Annotated in this window: 16 protein-coding genes; 11 read left to right on the forward strand and 5 right to left on the reverse strand. The window is 68.3% G+C overall.

Annotated features, from left to right (window positions below):
• The first annotated feature begins 56 nt into the window (after window positions 1-56).
• The gene (locus tag MRBLWO13_RS13970; RefSeq protein ID WP_341978411.1) at window positions 57-2138 is read left to right on the forward strand and encodes a DNA topoisomerase IV subunit B; all 2082 of its coding nucleotides are present in this window, start codon (window positions 57-59) and stop codon (window positions 2136-2138) included.
• Here the strand turns inward: MRBLWO13_RS13970 and MRBLWO13_RS13975 are convergent.
• Window positions 2100-3362, reverse strand: a complete 1263-nt coding sequence (locus tag MRBLWO13_RS13975) for a glycosyltransferase (RefSeq protein WP_341974602.1) — start codon at window positions 3360-3362, stop codon at window positions 2100-2102. The genes MRBLWO13_RS13970 and MRBLWO13_RS13975 overlap by 39 nt on opposite strands.
• Window positions 3363-3436: 74 nt before the next feature.
• Here MRBLWO13_RS13975 and MRBLWO13_RS13980 point away from each other — a divergent pair, with 74 nt between their 5' ends.
• Genes MRBLWO13_RS13980 through MRBLWO13_RS14000 form a run of 5 tightly spaced genes read left to right on the forward strand, consistent with a single transcriptional unit; the run spans window position 3437 to window position 8384 of the window.
• The gene (locus MRBLWO13_RS13980) at window positions 3437-4426 is read left to right on the forward strand and encodes an NAD(P)-dependent oxidoreductase (RefSeq protein ID WP_341974604.1); all 990 of its coding nucleotides are present in this window, start codon (window positions 3437-3439) and stop codon (window positions 4424-4426) included.
• Window positions 4423-5217, forward strand: a complete 795-nt coding sequence (locus MRBLWO13_RS13985; RefSeq protein ID WP_341974605.1) for an MBL fold metallo-hydrolase — start codon at window positions 4423-4425, stop codon at window positions 5215-5217. Before MRBLWO13_RS13980 ends, MRBLWO13_RS13985 begins: the two co-directional genes overlap by 4 nt.
• Complete coding sequence (locus MRBLWO13_RS13990; protein ID WP_341974607.1) at window positions 5217-6521, forward strand: F390 synthetase-related protein; 1305 nt, start codon at window positions 5217-5219, stop codon at window positions 6519-6521. Before MRBLWO13_RS13985 ends, MRBLWO13_RS13990 begins: the two co-directional genes overlap by 1 nt.
• The gene (locus tag MRBLWO13_RS13995; protein ID WP_341974609.1) at window positions 6505-7440 is read left to right on the forward strand and encodes a 3-oxoacyl-[acyl-carrier-protein] synthase III C-terminal domain-containing protein; all 936 of its coding nucleotides are present in this window, start codon (window positions 6505-6507) and stop codon (window positions 7438-7440) included. The genes MRBLWO13_RS13990 and MRBLWO13_RS13995 overlap by 17 nt, the downstream gene beginning before the upstream one ends.
• A gap of 26 nt (window positions 7441-7466) precedes the next feature.
• Window positions 7467-8384 (forward strand): arginase family protein, encoded by a 918-nt coding sequence (locus MRBLWO13_RS14000; RefSeq protein WP_341974610.1) that lies wholly within the window; start codon window positions 7467-7469, stop codon window positions 8382-8384.
• On the opposite strand, the gene MRBLWO13_RS14005 is transcribed toward MRBLWO13_RS14000, so the two are convergent.
• Window positions 8381-8923, reverse strand: a complete 543-nt coding sequence (locus MRBLWO13_RS14005; RefSeq protein ID WP_341974611.1) for an AAA family ATPase — start codon at window positions 8921-8923, stop codon at window positions 8381-8383. The two genes, MRBLWO13_RS14000 and MRBLWO13_RS14005, sit on opposite strands and share 4 nt — an antisense overlap.
• A complete protein-coding gene (locus MRBLWO13_RS14010; protein ID WP_341974612.1) occupies window positions 8923-11364 on the reverse strand; it encodes a DNA topoisomerase IV subunit A in 2442 nt (813 codons plus the stop codon). The genes MRBLWO13_RS14005 and MRBLWO13_RS14010 overlap by 1 nt, the downstream gene beginning before the upstream one ends.
• Before the next feature lie 45 nt (window positions 11365-11409).
• Between MRBLWO13_RS14010 and MRBLWO13_RS14015 the strand changes: the two genes are divergently transcribed.
• A complete protein-coding gene (locus MRBLWO13_RS14015) occupies window positions 11410-12537 on the forward strand; it encodes a nucleotide pyrophosphatase/phosphodiesterase family protein (RefSeq protein ID WP_341974613.1) in 1128 nt (375 codons plus the stop codon).
• A gap of 16 nt (window positions 12538-12553) precedes the next feature.
• Here MRBLWO13_RS14015 and sepH read toward each other — a convergent pair whose 3' ends face one another.
• On the reverse strand, window positions 12554-13618 hold the full coding sequence (gene sepH, locus MRBLWO13_RS14020; RefSeq protein WP_341974615.1) for a septation protein SepH: 1065 nt from the start codon (window positions 13616-13618) through the stop codon (window positions 12554-12556).
• Between the two features lie 196 nt (window positions 13619-13814).
• On the opposite strand from sepH, the gene MRBLWO13_RS14025 reads away from it, so the two are divergent.
• Window positions 13815-14108 (forward strand): DUF4193 domain-containing protein, encoded by a 294-nt coding sequence (locus MRBLWO13_RS14025; RefSeq protein WP_102192284.1) that lies wholly within the window; start codon window positions 13815-13817, stop codon window positions 14106-14108.
• A gap of 97 nt (window positions 14109-14205) precedes the next feature.
• On the opposite strand, the gene MRBLWO13_RS14030 is transcribed toward MRBLWO13_RS14025, so the two are convergent.
• A complete protein-coding gene (locus tag MRBLWO13_RS14030; RefSeq protein ID WP_341974617.1) occupies window positions 14206-14679 on the reverse strand; it encodes a DUF3093 family protein in 474 nt (157 codons plus the stop codon).
• A 3-nt stretch (window positions 14680-14682) separates the two neighbouring features.
• Here MRBLWO13_RS14030 and dut point away from each other — a divergent pair, with 3 nt between their 5' ends.
• The 3 genes from dut to MRBLWO13_RS14045 are packed head-to-tail and all read left to right on the forward strand — an operon-like array spanning window position 14683 to window position 16491.
• Window positions 14683-15174 (forward strand): dUTP diphosphatase, encoded by a 492-nt coding sequence (gene dut, locus MRBLWO13_RS14035; RefSeq protein WP_341974618.1) that lies wholly within the window; start codon window positions 14683-14685, stop codon window positions 15172-15174.
• Complete coding sequence (locus MRBLWO13_RS14040; protein WP_341974620.1) at window positions 15167-15754, forward strand: DUF3710 domain-containing protein; 588 nt, start codon at window positions 15167-15169, stop codon at window positions 15752-15754. The genes dut and MRBLWO13_RS14040 overlap by 8 nt, the downstream gene beginning before the upstream one ends.
• A gap of 2 nt (window positions 15755-15756) precedes the next feature.
• Complete coding sequence (locus tag MRBLWO13_RS14045) at window positions 15757-16491, forward strand: DUF3159 domain-containing protein (RefSeq protein WP_341978414.1); 735 nt, start codon at window positions 15757-15759, stop codon at window positions 16489-16491.
• Window positions 16492-16593 lie beyond the last annotated feature (102 nt).

Here is a 16593-nt window from a genome sequence, read left to right on the forward strand (position 1 = left end):
CATCACGATGGGGAGTGTCTGCGGGGCTGCGGGGCGCCCCGGGAATAGAATTGTCGATTGTGACCGCCGAGTATTCCGCCCATCATCTCCAGGTGCTCGAAGGGCTCGAAGCGGTCCGCAAGCGCCCCGGTATGTACATCGGGTCGAACGGCTCGCCCGGGCTCATGCACTGCCTCTGGGAGATCATCGACAACGCCGTCGACGAGGCCGTCGACGGCAACGGCAATCGGATCGACATCATCCTGCATGCGGACGGCAGCGTCGAGGTGCACGACCGCGGCCGCGGCATCCCGGTCGATGTCGAACCGCGCACCGGTCTCAGCGGTGTCGAGGTCGTCTTCACCAAGCTGCATGCCGGCGGCAAATTCGGCGGTGGCTCGTATGCGGCATCCGGAGGACTGCACGGTGTCGGCGCCTCCGTCGTGAACGCGCTCTCGGAGCGTCTGGACGTCGAGGTCGATCGCGGCGGCAAGACCTATGCGATGTCCTTCCATCGCGGCGAGCCCGGCAACTTCAAGGACACCGGCGAGAAGCGTCCGGATGCTCCTTTCTCGCCGTTCGAGGAGAAGAGCGAGTTGCGGATCGCCGGCAAGGCGCCGCGCGGTGTCACCGGCACGCGTGTGCGCTACTGGGCGGATCGCCAGATCTTCACGAAGGATGCCGCGTTCCAGCTCGCCGATCTCGAGACTCGCGCCCGTCAGACGGCGTTCCTCGTTCCCGGTCTCGAAATCGTCATCAAGGACGAGCGCGGCGAGGGATCGAACGAGACCTCGTACCGCTACGACGGCGGCATCGCGGAGTTCGTCGAGTACCTGGCCACGGATGCGCCGGTGACCGACACCTGGCGGATCCAAGGTGAGGGCTCCTTCAAAGAGACCGTGCCGGTACTGCAGGCCGATGGTCACATGATCGCCACCGAGGTCGAGCGCGCATGCGTCGTCGACATCGCGCTGCGCTGGGGAACCGGCTACGACACCACGTTCCGCTCGTTCGTCAACATCATCGCCACGCCCAAGGGCGGCACTCATCAGCAGGGCTTCGAGCAGGAGATGCTCAAGGTGCTTCGCGCGCAGGTCGAGCAGAACGCGCGCCGGCTCAAGGTCGGCAACGACAAGCTGGAGAAGGACGACGTCCTCGCCGGTCTCACGGCGGTGCTGACGGTGAACGTGCCTGAGCCGCAGTTCGAGGGGCAGACCAAGGAGATCCTCGGAACTCCGGCCGTGCGCCAGATCGTCGCGCAGGTGGTGCGCAAGGAGCTGGGCGAGCGTTTCAGCTCGACCAAGCGCGATGACAAGAGCCAGGCGACGCAGCTGCTCGACAAGATCGTCGCCGAGATGAAGGCCCGCGTCTCTGCGCGGGCCCATAAGGAGACGCAGCGCCGCAAGAACGCGCTCGAATCGTCGACGCTGCCCACCAAGCTCGTCGACTGCCGTACGAACGAGGTCGATCGCAGCGAACTCTTCATCGTCGAGGGCGACTCGGCGCTCGGCACGGCGAAGAATGCCCGCAACAGCGAGTTCCAGGCACTGCTTCCGATCCGGGGCAAGATCCTCAACGTGCAGAAGGCCTCTGTCGGCGACATGCTCAACAACACCGAGTGTGCGTCGATCATCCAGGTGATCGGCGCGGGCTCAGGGCGCAGCTTCGACATCAGCGCCGCGCGCTACGGCAAAGTCATCCTGATGAGCGACGCCGATGTCGACGGCGCGCACATCCGCACGCTGCTGCTCACCCTGTTCTTCCGCTACATGCGGCCCCTCATCGAGGACGGCCGCGTCTATGCCGCGGTTCCGCCGCTGCATCGTGTGATCGTGATGAATCCCGGCTCGAAGCCGAACGAGACGATCTACACGTACAGCGAGCAGGAGATGCACGCGCTGCTGGCGAAGCTCCGCAAGGCGGGCAAGCGGTGGCACGAGCCGCTTCAGCGCTACAAGGGCCTCGGCGAGATGGATGCCGAGCAGCTGGCGAACACGACCATGGACCGCGGCGGGCGTCTGCTCCGCCGGGTGCGCATGGAGGACGCCGAGGCGGCAGGGCGGGTCTTCGAACTGCTGATGGGCAACGAGGTCGCCCCGCGCCGTGAGTTCATCATCGAGTCATCCGATCGGCTCTCCCGCGAGGCGATCGACGCCTGACCCGTCCGACGGCCCGGGGCGAGCCGCTGCCTCGTAGACCGCGAGCAGGGCCTCGAGATGCGTGTTCTGGGTGACCAGCGCGCGGTGCGCGATCGCAGCGGCGCTCATCTCTCGGATGCGGGCGGGGGAGTCTCGCAGCTGCGACAGGGCGGACGCCACACCGGCGGCATCCGGGGTGTCAGTGACGATGCATCCGTGTTCCGGGAGCGTCTCGGCCAGATCGGGGTCCGTGACCACCACAGGGAGCCCGGACGCGATCGCCTCGAGCAGCACCATCGGCTGGTTGTCGAAATCGAGCGAACTCGAGACCAGGACATGCGCGTCGCGCATCGCCTGCAGGACCGCGGACTGCGGCACGGCGCCGTGCACGGTGAGCCGCTCACGGGGCAGCGCATCGACGCGTTTCGCGATCGCCGCGCGTGCGATGCCGTCGCCGAACATGCCGGCGACGATTCCCGGCACCTCTGCCACGGCGTCGACGAACACGTCGGGCCTCTTCTCGGGCGACACTCGACCGCACCACATGACGCGCAGCGCCTCTCCCGGTGTGACGGATCGGGGCATCGGATCGCCGACCGCATCCAGCACGGAATCCTCCAGCCCGTTCGAGATCACGGTGACGGGTGTGGTCACGCCTTGTGCGAGCAGTTTCGCGGCGAAGTGCCCCGAGGGCACGATCACCTGATCCGCGTAGTTGGCCTGACTGACCATCAACCGCCAGATCCGGCGAGCCATCCGGGTCTGGGTGTACGAGGTGTCCGCACCGATCCGCACCTCGCCGTGGCTCAGCTGTCGTCGGTGCAGAGCGGCCAGCAGCGCCGTCGTCACCGCCGGCACCGGGAGCACGGAGCGCGTGTAGACGTCGACGCGGCCGTGCATGGTCTGCACGATCGGGATGCCGAGATCCTTGGCCGCGCGGAATCCGGCGAGCGCAGCGAACATCTCGGAGTGCACGTGCACCAGCTCGATGCCGCGCACTCTCAGCTCGGTCCGGAGGGTCGTCGCCGCCGCGGACGGGGTCCACGTGAACGGGTATCCATCGGGTGCGAAGCCGCGCGCGGTCGGCAATCCCACCACGGTGGGGTCGCTGCTCGGCGATGTCAGCGGTGAGAACACGGTCACCTCGTGGCCGGCGTGTTCCAGAGCCTCCTTGTGGGCCTTGATCACCGTCTGCACGCCGCCCAGAGTCGGCAGGTAGTAGTCGGTGACCATTGCAATGCGCACCCCACCACATTAGGGGGAGAGGCTCGTGCTGCCCGGCCGACGCCGAACCGTGCCCTAGCATCGGGGATATGTCGATGGCCGCCTCCCGCGTGCTCGTGACGGGGGCCAGCGGGTTCCTCGGCGGGTATGTCGTGCGCGATCTCCGCGCCAACGGACACGAGGTCTTCGCCGCGGGGCGCAACGCGAAGGCCCTCGCCGCAGTGGCCGATTCCGAGCACCGTGTGATCGGCGACCTCGCGTCGTTCGCCGATCTGCGTCTGGACGTGGATGCCGTGATCCATTGCGCCGCGCTCTCCACGCCCTGGGGACGGTGGCGGGCCTTTCAGGAGGCGAACATCGACGGTACCGGGCACGTGGTGAAGTTCGCGCGCCGCAACGGCGTGCGACGGATCGTGCACGTCTCGTCGCCGAGCATCTATTCGGCTGCACGGGATCGGCTGAAGATCAGCGAGGACGACGTCGACTCGAAGAACCGGCTCAACGGATACATCCGCTCGAAGATCGCCGCCGAGGAGCTGTTGCAGCGCGCCCGGCGTGAAGGAGCCGTCGACGAGCTGATCATCATCCGTCCGCGCGGTCTGATCGGAGTCGGCGACCCGAGTCTGATGCCGCGGCTGCTGGACGTGCACCGCCGTGTCGGCGTGCCGCTGTTCGACGGTGGCGAGAACGTCATCGACGTCACCGCGGTCGAGAACGTGGCGACGGCGCTGCGGCTCGCGCTGACAGCGGGGGATCCCGCCGGCGGCGTCTACAACATCACCAATGACGACCCTCGACCGTTCCGGGAGTTGCTCGGCACCTTGCTGCAGCTGCTGGGGGAGACCCCGCGGCTGCGGCCGATGAACCGGCGCGCGGCATGGGTTCTGGCGGCTGCGCTCGAAGGCGCGTGCAAAGCCATTCCCGGACAACCGGAGCCCCCGTTCACCCGCTACACCCTCAGCACCATCGCCTACTCGCAGACGCTCGACGTGACGCGGGCGAAGGCGGAGCTCGGTTACCGCCCCGAGGTCGCCCTGGATGATGCCCTCCGCCGTGTCGCCGAGCATCTGCGGGTGGCCGCGTGAGCGGGCGGCTCCGCCACTACGGGTGCGGCAGCACGACGCACGACGCCGCCCGGATGTTCCGCGGTGCGCAGCCGGGTGTCCGCACCTTTCCGTCAGGAGCCTTCCTCTACGACGGCGGCGAGGGGCGACGCGTGCTGTTCGATACCGGATACGCGACCGGGCACTGGGACACCGGCTGGCGAGGCGCCGCGTACCGGCGCTTGCTCCCGCCACACGTGTCCGACGAGGATGACATTGCTGCGCGCCTTCGCGAAGACGGTGTGGATCCGGCATCCGTCACCCATGTCGTCCTCTCGCACCTGCATCCGGACCACGTCGGCGGAGTCCGCCGCTTTCCTGGCGCAACCCTCGTCCTCACCGCCGGACACCTGCGCACGCTCGCCGCACCGCGTCTGAGCGCTGGCGTCCTGACCGGGCTGCTGCCCGCGTGGTTCCCGGGGGCGGCGCGCATCATCCGCGATGACGATTTCGAACAGGTGGCGCATGCGGGCACCGTGCTGCGCACGGTCGACCTCTTCGACGACGGCTCCTACCTCGTGATCGATCTGCCCGGTCACGCCGACGGTCATATCGGGGCCCTCGTCGAGGGCCAGGTGCTGCTGGCCGGCGACGGGGCGTGGGGGCGCGACCTCCTCGACGCCGCACCGCGCATGAAGGCGCTGCCGCGGGCCGTGCAGTACGACTTCGATGCGTACCGACGCACGGGCGAGGTCCTGTCTCGGCTGGCGGCCGCCGGCATCCGCGTCGTCTGCAGCCACGATGCGGTCGGAGAGACGGAGCTGCTGACCTGATGTCGAAGATTCGAATCATCGGCGAGTTCGCCGCCGTGCGGTGGTTCCGGCCGTTGCGCAACCGCCGCGCCGTCGAGCGGCGTCAGCGCCGCCTGTTGAGGCGGCACCTCCGATTCCTGCGCAGGCATTCCGGGTACTTCCGCGATCTCCTCGCGGCGCACGGCGGCTTCGCGGACCTCCCGCTCATGGACAAGAGCGTCATGATGGGGCGATTCGACGAGATCAACACCGTCGGCGCGCACCGTGACGAGGCCCTGGCATTGGCGATCGCGAACGAACGTTCACGGGAGTTCGACGCCGATCTCGGGACGAACTCGGTCGGACTCTCCAGCGGCACCAGTGGTCATCGCGGACTGTTCGTCGTCAGCGCTGAAGAACGGGACGCCTGGGTCGGCACGGTCCTCGCCCGCACCCTTCCCAAGGGCCGCCTCTTCGGCCACCGCATCGCGCTGTTCCTGCGCGCCGACAACACTCTCTACGAGTCGGTCGGCTCGAAAGCGGTGTCGTTCTCATATTTCGATGTGCACGCCGACATGGCCGCGAACATCGCCCGCCTGCAGCAATATCGGCCGACGATCCTGGTGGCCCCGCCGTCAGTGCTGCGCCTGATCGCACGCGCCGCGGATGACGGACACTACGACGCGCTGCCGGAGAAGGTCTACGGAGTCGCCGAGGTGCTGGAGATCTCGGACTCCCAGCGCATCCAGGCGTCGCTGCGCCAGCCGCTGCTGCATCAGCTCTACCAGTGCACCGAGGGGTTCCTCGCGCACACCTGCGAGCGCGGCACCTTGCACCTGAATGAGGACAACATCCTCGTCGAGCGCGAGCCGCTCGGCGACGGACGATTCACCCCGATCATCACCGACCTTCGGCGCCGTGCGCAGCCGATCGTGCGGTATCGACTGGGGGATGTCCTTCTCGAACGTGCCGAGCCGTGCCCTTGCGGGAGCGCCCTCGCCGCCATCGAGCGGATCGAGGGCCGGGAAGGGGACACACTCGTCTTCCGTACGGCCGAGGGCCTCCCGGTGCCGGTGTTCGCCGACGTCGTCACCCGTGCGCTGCTGTACGCGGACGGTTTCGACGAGTACCGCGTCGCGCAGACGGGCCCGATGAGACTCGAGGTGTCGCTCGATGTCCTCGATGCGCACACCAAGCAGAGCGTGACCGAGGAACTGCACACGCTGGCGGATCGGGTGGGGAGTCTGCGGCCGGAGGTCTTCTTCACGGCCTATCGGCACGACGGAACGGTGAAGCTGCGCCGCGTGACGCGGACCTGGAGGGGACCTGATGACGAGAAGCTGTGAGATCGCGGGCTGGGGCACGGTGCTGTCGGCGCAGGTCGTGCGTTTCGGTGATGAGGTGCGTTACCGAATCGAGGATGGCGTCTCTCACCTCGACATGCTCACGGGAGCGTGCGAACGGGCGCTGGCGCACGCGGGTCTCACTGCTGACGACGTGGATCTCGTGCTCGGTGCCTCTGCGGCCGGCATCCAGCCCATTCCGTGCACGGCAGCCCTCGTGCTCGAACGGCTGACTCTGACCGGACACGCCGCGGCCTTCGACGTGAACTCCACCTGCACGAGCTTCATCACCGCCGTCGACGTCGCTTCCCGCTATCTCGACGCCGGAGATTACGAGACGATCCTGGTGTTCTCCGGCGATGTCGGCACCCGGTTCCTGAACTCGGAGCAGCGTGAGAGCTACGAGCTTTTCAGCGATGCCGCGGCGGCCGTCGTTCTTCGCCGTTCGAAGGACCCGGACCGCGGCGTGATCGGCAGCCTGCAGCAGACCTGGCCGGCGTACGCGCACGACACCGAGATCCGCGGCGGGCTGTCGCGCTCTCCCGCGCAGGTATATGCCGCATCCGACCCCGCCGACTACCTCTTCGACATGAACGGGCGGCGCGCGCTGCTCGGAATGATGCGGGTGCTCCCCGACTTCTTCGACCGCTTCCACCGGCGTTTCGGGCTCTCTCGTGACGATGTCGCGCTGTGGATCCCGCACCAGGCGTCCGCCGCCCTCGGCCCGATGCTCGACCGACTCGGGATCCCCGCCGACCGGCGCATCGATGAGGTCGCCGCCTTCGGGAACATGGTGTCGGCATCCGTACCGTTCATGCTCGCCAGGGCGCTGGATTCCGGCAGGGTGGCTCGCGGTGACACGGTCGTCCTGTGCGGCACGGCGGCCGGACTCACGGCGAACGTGCTGGCGCTCCGGCTCTGAGCACGCCCGACTGCGATGATGGATCGATGATCGCGCTCGTTTCCGCACCGTCGAACCTGGGTCTGCAACCACCGATCGCCGGGGCGGTTCCCGGCACGGCCAAGGCGCCGGAGGCGCTTCGTGAAGCCGGCCTCTACGAGGCCTTCCATGCGCGTGGGGCCGTCGACGGCGGAGTGGTCCTCCCCGGGCGATACATCGATGACGTTCGCCGTCGCGAGGGTAGGGTGCGCAACCAGGACGCGATCATCGCCCACGCCAGGCGTCTGGCGCACCGCTTGGTCGCGCTCCGCACTGCGGGTGATTCACCGCTTGTTCTCGGCGGAGACTGCAGCCTCGTGATCGCCGCGGGCCTGGCCACCAGGGTCACCGGCGGTGGCGGCCTCGTGCACGTGGACGGCCACACCGACTTCCGGCATCCCGGCAACAGTGCGTCCATCGGTGCACTGGCAGGCGAGGACCTCGCCGCCGCGATCGGCCGTCACATCCCCGAGGTCGCTGACATCGACGGGCTCGGTCCGTACTTCGACGCCGCCGCGACTGCGCACGTCGGCTGCCGCTACGACGACCCGCATCTGGCGGAGGTCGATCAGGCGATCGCTCTCGCCGTCCCGGCAGATCAGATCATCCTGCACGGAGCGTCTCGCGCTGCCGCCCGGGTGCTCGCCACTGCCGGCCTCGATCGAGGATTCTGGCTCCAGGTGGACGTGGATGTGCTCGATCCGGCACACATGCCCGCTGTCGACAGCCCGCATTCGGGTGGATTGTCGCCGGAGGAGCTGACGGTGTTCCTCGAGATCGTCGCGCCGCGCGCCTGGGGCGCGTCGATCACGGTCTTCGATCCGGACCTCGATCCGGACGGGACCCACGCTCGGACCGTCTCGGACATCGTTTCACAGGGTCTGGTTCGCCTCGGGGAGGATGCCTCGGACCCGGCTGCTGACTAAGCGGATGCCTGGTCGGTCGGAAGGAGAGCGTCCGACCAGCCTTCCCAGATGGCGGACAGCGTCTCGTCCAGGGACAAGGTGCTGGTATCGAGGCGCAGTCCTGGGGAATCCCAGGAATCCTGATCGGCACGCAGATGCGACCAGGATTCCGCGACGTGCTTGTCACGGTCGCCGTCGCGGGAGGCGATCGTCTCTGGCGACGCGGTGAGAAGGACGAATCGCAGCCCGGTCGCCAGGCCCGCGGCGTAGCGGTCCAGCAGGTCCGCCCAGAGCACGACGTCGGAGATCACGACGTCGAAATCCGCCGCGACGAAGTTCCGCGCGAGGGCGATGATGTTGTCGCGCCGGAGGACGAGCTGCCGTTCGGACTCGTGCTCTGGCTTCCCGCCGGGGAGCACGAGCCCCGAGACGATGAAGTTCTCGCCGATATCGTCCGTGTCGAGGTGCACTCCGCGGGGGAACGTCGAGGCCAGCGCTCTGGCCACCGTCGTCTTCCCCACCCCGGGGAGCCCGGAGACGAGCGTGACAGACCCGGTCATCAGATCAGGGTTCGGCCGATGGAGCCGATCACCGCGTCGACCGGCTGACCGGAAGCGTCACGGCGCGCGCCGGGTTCCGGCAGCTTGCGTACCGCTCCGGTCGGATCGACGGCCTGTGCGGGAGCGGGGCCGACCCAGGCGACGGTGAGACGATCCTCGCCCTTCAGGAACGAGTGGGCGCGCACGCCGCCGGTCGCGCGGCCCTTGGCCGGGTACTCGGAGAAGGCGCTGATCTTGGCCCGGCCAGCGTCGGTTCCCGGCAGGATGCTCTCGGCGCCCGACACTGTGGCGACCACCGCATCCGAGTCGGCGGGCACCGCACTGAAGAACAGCACGGATGCTCCGGCGCCGAGCTTGATACCCGCCATACCGCCGGCCGCCGCACCCTGCGGACGCACGGAAGAGGCCGAGAACCGCAGCAGCTGGGCGTCGGTCGTCACGAAGACGAGCTCGGCGTCGTCGGCTGCCTCGGCGGCGCCGATGACCGCATCGCCCGGCTTCATGCCGATGACCTCGAGGTCGGGTCGGACGGGGAGAGCCGTGGGGATGATGCGCTTCACGGTGCCCTGAGCGGTGCCGAGCGCGATCGGGATCTCACTGTCGAAGCGGACGAACGCGACGATCCGTTCGCCGCGGGTCGTGATGCCGAGGTAGTCGCGCAGCGGCGTGCCCGCGGCGAGCTGCACCGAGCTCGCCGGCACCGAGGGGAGATCGACAGGGGAGAAGCGCACGACGCGGCCGGTGCTGGTGAGGGCGCCGATCTCGGCGCGCACCGTCGCCTCGATAGTCGTGAGGATCGCATCGTGCTTGCTGCGCCGGGCCGGAACAGTCAGTTCCTGCCCTTCGGCGAGGTCCACGCGCACGGCGCGTCCCGTCGTCGACAGCACCAGCACGGTCGGCGCGTCCGCGATCTGCAGGTCGACGGCGCCCTTCGTGGCGCGCGGCTTCGGGGGAGCAGCGTTCATCAGCAGCGTGCGCCGCGGCGTGCCGTAGGCGTCTGCTGCGGCGTCCAGCTCCTTTGCGACGACGGCTCGCAGCAGCACCGGGCTGCCGAGCAGTTCGCGGAGGGCAGCGATCTCGGCCTTCAACGCATCGCGCTCGGTCTCGAGCTCGATGCGGGAGAACCGCGTCAGGCGGCGCAGGCGCAGTTCGAGGATGTACTCGGCCTGCAGCTCGCTGAGATCGAACACCTCGCGCAGGCGCATGCGCGCCTGCTCCGAGTCGTCGGAGGAGCGGATGACCTGGATGACCTCGTCGATGTCGAGGATCGCGATGAGCAGTCCCTCGACGAGGTGCAGTCTCTCCTCACGACGGGCCAGGCGGTACCGGCTACGGCGCGTGATGACCTCGAGGCGGTGCGCGACGTACACGCGCAGCATCTCCTTGAGGCCGAGGGTGCGCGGCTGGCCATCGACGAGGGCGACGTTGTTGATGCTGAAGGAATCCTCCAGCGGAGTCAGCCGGTACAGCTGCTCCAGCACCGCGTTCGGGTCGAATCCGGTCTTGATGCCGATCGCGACGCGCAGCCCGTGGTTGCGGTCGGTGAGGTCGGTGACGTCGCTGATGCCCTGCAGCTTCTTGGCCTGCACGGCGTCGCGGATCTTCTCGATGAGCCGCTCAGGACCGACCATGTACGGGAGCTCGGAGACGATGATGCCGGTGCGGCGGGGGCCGAGCGGTTCGACCGAGACCTTGCCGCGCACCTTGAAGGCTCCGCGCCCGGTCGTGTACGCGTCCTTGACGCCGTCCAGCCCCATGATCACGGCACCGGAAGGGAAGTCCGGACCAGGGACGAACTCCATGAGCTCTTCGGTGGTGGCATCCGGGTTCTCAAGGAGATGCGTCGCGGCGGCGACGACCTCGATGAGGTTGTGCGGCGCCATGTTCGTCGCCATGCCGACGGCGATGCCGCTGGCACCGTTCACCAGGAGGTTCGGGAACGCGGCTGGCAGCACGGACGGCTGCTGGAATTGGCCGTCGTAGTTCGGGACGAAGTCCACGACGTCCTCGTCGAGGTTCTCGGTCAGCGCGAGCGCGGCCGGCGCGAGTCGTACCTCGGTGTAACGCGCGGCGGCCGGGCCGTCGTCGAGCGAGCCGAAGTTTCCGTGGCCGTCGATCAGCGGGACGCGCAGTGCGAAGTCCTGCGACAGTCGCACCAGGGCGTCGTAGATCGCAGTGTCGCCGTGGGGGTGCAGTTTACCCATCACCTCGCCGACGACGCGGGCGCTCTTCACATGTCCGCGGTCGGGGCGCAGCCCCATCTCGGCCATCTGGTAGAGGATGCGTCGTTGTACGGGCTTGAGCCCGTCGCGCGCGTCGGGAAGCGCGCGCGAGTAGATGACCGAGTACGCGTACTCGAGGAACGAGCCCTGCATCTCATGGGACAGGTCTATGTCCTGGATGCGCTCCTCGACGGGCTCGGGCGGCGGGGTTTTCGGCATGTACTTCCTGAGGGCGTGCTGGTGGCCTGTGTCAGACTGGCTCGGATGTCCCTCATGTTACCGTCCGGCTCCGCGACAGCCCGGAGCGTCGTCGGGGTGGCGGATGACCTGTTCTCCTCACTTCGCGGTGAATCGCTCACGCTGCCTCGCGCGGAATCCGTCGTGCTCGTCCTCGTCGACGGACTGGGCACCATCAATCTGCGCGCTCACGCCGGTCATGCCCGCACGCTCACCGGGAGCATGGCGAAGAAGGATGTCGCTCGCTCCGTCTTCCCGTCGACCACGGCCGCGGCGCTGACCAGCATCCTCACCGGCGTCTGGCCGGGGGAGCACGGACTCGTCGGATATCGAGTGCTCGACCCGACGCGGGATATGCTCGTGAACCAGCTGACCGGATGGGAATCCGAAGGAGTCGACCCGGAGAGCTGGCAGGCGTCGCCCACCATCTTCGAGCAGGCCAGCGCCGCGAGCAGGGAGAGCTTCGCCATCGGCGTCGCCGCCTACGCGAACAGCGGGTTCACCAGGGCAACCCTGCGCGGAGCGCAGTTCGTCGCTGCAGCCACGCCTGCCGAAAGGGTCGCCGCCGCGTACGAGCTCGCCGTACGGCATCCGGGATCATTCGTGTACTGCTACCTGCCCGAAGCGGACAAGGCCGGCCACAAGCACGGCGTCGCGTCCGGGGAATGGGTTTCTGCGCTGGAGGACATCGACGCCGCACTGTCGGTGCGGGTGCCGCCAGGCGTCGGCGTGCTGGTGACGTCGGATCATGGGATGGTCGATGTGCCGCCGCACCGGCAGGTCGTGCTGGACGACACCGGCGGGCGCTACGCGGGGGTCCGGCATATCGGCGGGGAGCCGCGGATGCTGCACGTCTATCTGGAGTCGGATGCCGATGCCGCCGGTGTTCTCGCCCGCTGGCGGAGCGAACTGGAGGGCACGGCAGACGTCGTGTCGAAGGCGGAGGCGATGGCTGCCGGGTTGTTCGGGCCGTCTGTGACGGATGCCGCTGCCGCTCGCATCGGCGATCTGATGGTGATCGCCCGCGGCGTCTGGGCAGTGTACGACGGCACGGCCGCCGATCAGCGGGGCCGCACGATGGTCGGCCAGCACGGTGCGCTCACGCCGGAGGAGCAGAACGTGCCGCTGATCAGACTCGGAACGTTCGCGCGCTGAGTGGCACAGCGCGCGCTCACTCGTCCGTACGCGCTCCGAATACGATCTCGTCCCAGGAGGGCATCGCGTTGCGACGTCGTCGGCGCGCCGGGCTGTCAGCGGGCGGTTCGACTGCCGGGGGTGTGTCCGAGCCCTGTTCGCGCGCTTCGGTGTCCTGCTCGAACGCGTCGAACAGCGCGATCGGACTCGAGCCGCGTTCCTGTGCGTCGATAACGACGTCGTCGGCATCGATGAGGGGTGCGGTCTCACGCTGACCGCGACGGCGGCGCAGCGCCTCGAGCAGGTCGGCGGTCTCGGGATTGGTCGTCGACGTCTCCGGTGCACGATTGATGGCGGCAGCCTGCGCCGCGGCATTCGAGCGCTGGGGAGCCGTGTGGTCGGTGTCGGCGTCGGCATCCGCAGCCGGTGCCGGCAGCAGCCGAGGCCCGAATGCTCCCGAGTCGAAGCGACTCTCGTCCTTGTACGGCGATGCGGGACGATCCGCCTCCACAGCACGCAGTCGGGGGATCAGGCCCTCGGGCAGCGAGCCCTGGCGGGAGAGCTGGGTGGCGTCGGCATTGAGCGGCGACAGCGCACTGCGACGCGGGTCGAAGCTCCATCGCGCGTCGTGCTCGACATCGCTGGCGGAGAACTCCAGCTTCACGATCCAGCCGGACTCGTCCTTCCAGCTCGCCCAGCGCTCCGCCGTGGCGGACACCTCGGCCAGCTTCGCGCGGATGGCGACGCCGAAGGTCGGCTGCGCGTCCGGCTCCACCTCGCTGCCGATGAGCACGGGCACGGCGAGGGCCTGGTCGATGATGTGCTCGCGTTCGGCGAGTACAGGACTTTCGAAGCGTGCGACGTCTTCGAGGCTGATGCCGAGGAGCTCGGCGACCTCTGCGGCGGTGAGACCGGCGCGGATCTGCGCCTGGATGTCGCGGGGACTGGCCGCGAGGCGCTGCGCGGCGGGTTCGCTCTGCCGGGTGGCACGACGGATCTCCCGCTGCAGCACGTCGTCGATGGAGAGCGCGAAGCGCTCGCCCGACTCGGTCGCGAGCACGAGGACTCCTGCTTCGGTGCCGACGATGGTGACGTTTTCCATGCGAATGCCCCTCTGATGGGTGTGGATTCATGGTGTCACGCGTCACCCCTCAGAGCCGGGAATACCCTGGGCGTGCCGTGAGTTTGCTCTGTCGCACGCCACGGCATTTGCTTATTGCTCCCACGTCGTGCAAACTATGGCCGCCGATCCCTGCGGCACACCACCCACTCGCACCATGAAAGTGGAGATCTACAGCATGGCCACCGATTACGACGCTCCGCGCAAGAGTGAAGACGACTCCGAGTCGATCGAAGCCCTCAAGGAGCGTGTGCCGGACAAGCTCTCCGGCTCCACCGGGGACGAGGACGCCGACAACCCGTCGAGCTTCGACCTCCCGGGTGCCGACCTTTCCGACCTCGACCTCGACGTCGTCGTGCTGCCAGCGCAGCAGGACGAGTTCACCTGCATGAGCTGCTTCCTGGTGAAGCACCGCTCGCAGTTGGACCACGAGGACGCTTCGGGTCCGATCTGCAAGGAGTGCGCTGCCTGAGCGCAGCTTCGCGATACAACGCGCCCCCGACCGCATGGTCGGGGGCGCGTTGTCGTCAAGGCCGGCGTCGGCGTCGAACGTCGGCGTCGAATCGTCGTCAGGGGCGGGCGGCGCGGATGGCGGCGGCCAGACGGTCGGGCGTGCGTGAAGAGATCGTCCAGGTTTCGACCGGATCATCCGGGTCGATGTTCGGAACCACGACGATGCCGTCGATTCCTCCGCGGATGAGGTGCCAGCCGTTCGCCGGAAGTCCTGGCCCGCGCGCGTGTCTCGCCTCTTCGCCCGTCAACGCGACCGGCTCGCCCAGGTGGTGGGCATCGATGTGCGCGCGGCCGGCGCGGAGCACGGTTCCCTCCACGAGGACGACGGGTGTCATCGCGATGAAACCCAGGACGAGGATGGCCGAGACGGCGCCGCCGATCACGAGTGCGACGGTCGATCCGACCGGAACGAAGATCAGCGAGACCATGGGGCCGGCGAGGGCCACCGTGGCGAGCAGCCGCAGACTCGGCGCCAGGCGTTCGCGGTAGAGCGGACGTGCGTCTGTGCGGGGGTTCTGCATTAGCCTCATGGGGTGACCGATTCCGTTGATGTCCCCATTATCGCTCCTGTCTTGGCCGGCGACGTCGTGATGCCCGGATACGCCCACCCGGGAGACGCCGGTGCGGATCTCGTCGCGGCCGAGGCTGTTCACCTCGCCCCGGGCGAGCGGGCGCTGGTCGGCACCGGCCTGCGGATCGCCCTCCCCGAGGGTTTCGCAGCATTCGTCGTCCCGCGCAGCGGACTCGCCGCGAAGCACGGAATCTCGATCGTGAACTCGCCGGGGACCGTCGATGCCGGCTACCGCGGTGAGATCAAGGTGAGTCTGATCAACACCGATATCCACAGCGCGTACGATGTGGCCGTCGGAGACCGCATCGCACAATTGATCGTCATGCCGGTGACGCGCGCCGTCTTCCTTCCGGTCGAAGAGCTGTCGGACAGCGTCCGCGGCGATGGCGGATTCGGATCCACCGGCTACCAGGCAGAACAAAACCAAACCCCAGCAGGGCAGGGCAATGACTGACAACACCCCCCACACTCAGAAGTCGGCACCGCTGAACCGGGCCACCGACGGCCCCTTCGACGGCTCCGAGGCGAACCCGGTTCGCCCGTACATCGATCTCGGCGGCATCAAGATCCTCCCGAGGGAGGGCCTGAACCTGCGCCTCGAGGTCGAGGAGCAGACCAAGCGGATCGTCGCGGTCGGACTCGACTACGCCGACTCGTCGCTCCAGGTGCAGCCGTTCGCCGCTCCCCGCTCCGGGGGGCTCTGGGACGAGACCCGCGTGCAGCTGCGCGACCAGGTCCGCACGCAGGGTGGCCGTGTCGAGGAGCGCGACGGCCCACTGGGCAAGGAGCTTCTCGCTGAGGTCCCCGCCCCGGCGAGCGAGGGCTCCGGACTCCGGCTCGCCCGATTCATTGGCATCGACGGTCCGCGCTGGTTCCTCCGCGGCGTCATCGGCGGAGCCGCCGCATCCGACCCGGAAGCGGCGGAGAAGGTCGAGGACCTCTTCCGTTCGATCGTCGTCGTCCGCGGCGGTTCGCCGATGCCTCCGCGCGACCTGATTCCCCTGAAGATGCCGGCCACGCCGGGTTCCGCGTGAGCGTGAGCGCACCCGATCCCGACGCCGAGCGCGAGCAGAGCGCGACGGAGATCTTCGGCGCGGCGCTCGGCGGTGCTGCACGTCGCGCGGGGCTCGATCCCGCAGACAGCTCGTCGACCCACAAGGTCGTGTGGTCAGCGATGGGCGGATGGCGCGGCATCCTGGAATCCGTCCTGCCCAGCCTCGCCTTCGTCGTCCTCTTCACGGTGAAGCCGGATCCACTGATCCTGGCGCTCGGCGTCTCCGTCGGCATCGCTGCGGTGTTCACGATCGTGCGGCTGCTGCAGAAGTCGCCGCCGGCTGCCGCACTGGGCGGGCTCGTCGCAGCCGGCGCCGCGGCTGCCCTCGCGCTGTGGACGGGGCGTGGCGAGGACAACTTCGTTCCCGGATTCATCACGAACTCGTTGTACGGCTCGGTTCTCCTCATCTCCGCGCTCGTCGGGTGGTCGCTGATCGGGCTCGCCGTCGGCTTCCTGATGGGGGAGGGCACGGCGTGGCGCAGCGATCGGCGCAAGCGTCGGGCGTTCTTCTGGCTGGGCATCGCATGGGCCGCGCTGTTCTTCGCGCGTCTCGGCGTGCAGCTGCCGTTGTACTTCGCCGGTGACGTCACCGCGCTCGGCACGTTGAAGTTGATCATGGGATTGCCGCTGTTCGCGCCGATGATCGCTGTCACCTGGCTCGTGGTGCGGGCACTCTATCCCCGCACGCCGTCGGAGGACGTCGCCGTCGAATCGTGATAGATTTATCTTGACGTCAAGATAAATTGAAAGCTTCTGCCGAGAGGCCGAAACGCGCAGACTGGTTAGGTCCGCCTTGCTAGCCGCCGGACCTCAGAGGCG

The organism is Microbacterium sp. LWO13-1.2, assembly GCF_038397725.1.
Lineage (GTDB): Bacteria > Actinomycetota > Actinomycetes > Actinomycetales > Microbacteriaceae > Microbacterium.

Excerpts from the sequence above, each read along its gene's own strand:
- MRBLWO13_RS13990 (WP_341974607.1), top strand. The coding sequence starts at position 5,217 with ATGTCGAAGATTCGAATCATCGGCGAGTTCGCCGCCGTGCGGTGGTTC.
- MRBLWO13_RS14030 (WP_341974617.1), bottom strand. The coding sequence starts at position 14,679 with ATGAGGCTAATGCAGAACCCCCGCACAGACGCACGTCCGCTCTACCGC.
- MRBLWO13_RS14000 (WP_341974610.1), top strand. The coding sequence starts at position 7,467 with ATGATCGCGCTCGTTTCCGCACCGTCGAACCTGGGTCTGCAACCACCG.
- MRBLWO13_RS14005 (WP_341974611.1), bottom strand. The coding sequence starts at position 8,923 with ATGACCGGGTCTGTCACGCTCGTCTCCGGGCTCCCCGGGGTGGGGAAG.
- MRBLWO13_RS14040 (WP_341974620.1), top strand. The coding sequence starts at position 15,167 with ATGACTGACAACACCCCCCACACTCAGAAGTCGGCACCGCTGAACCGG.
- MRBLWO13_RS14010 (WP_341974612.1), bottom strand. The coding sequence starts at position 11,364 with ATGCCGAAAACCCCGCCGCCCGAGCCCGTCGAGGAGCGCATCCAGGAC.
- MRBLWO13_RS14015 (WP_341974613.1), top strand. The coding sequence starts at position 11,410 with ATGTCCCTCATGTTACCGTCCGGCTCCGCGACAGCCCGGAGCGTCGTC.
- MRBLWO13_RS14025 (WP_102192284.1), top strand. The coding sequence starts at position 13,815 with ATGGCCACCGATTACGACGCTCCGCGCAAGAGTGAAGACGACTCCGAG.
- sepH (WP_341974615.1), bottom strand. The coding sequence starts at position 13,618 with ATGGAAAACGTCACCATCGTCGGCACCGAAGCAGGAGTCCTCGTGCTC.
- MRBLWO13_RS13995 (WP_341974609.1), top strand. The coding sequence starts at position 6,505 with ATGACGAGAAGCTGTGAGATCGCGGGCTGGGGCACGGTGCTGTCGGCG.
- MRBLWO13_RS13980 (WP_341974604.1), top strand. The coding sequence starts at position 3,437 with ATGGCCGCCTCCCGCGTGCTCGTGACGGGGGCCAGCGGGTTCCTCGGC.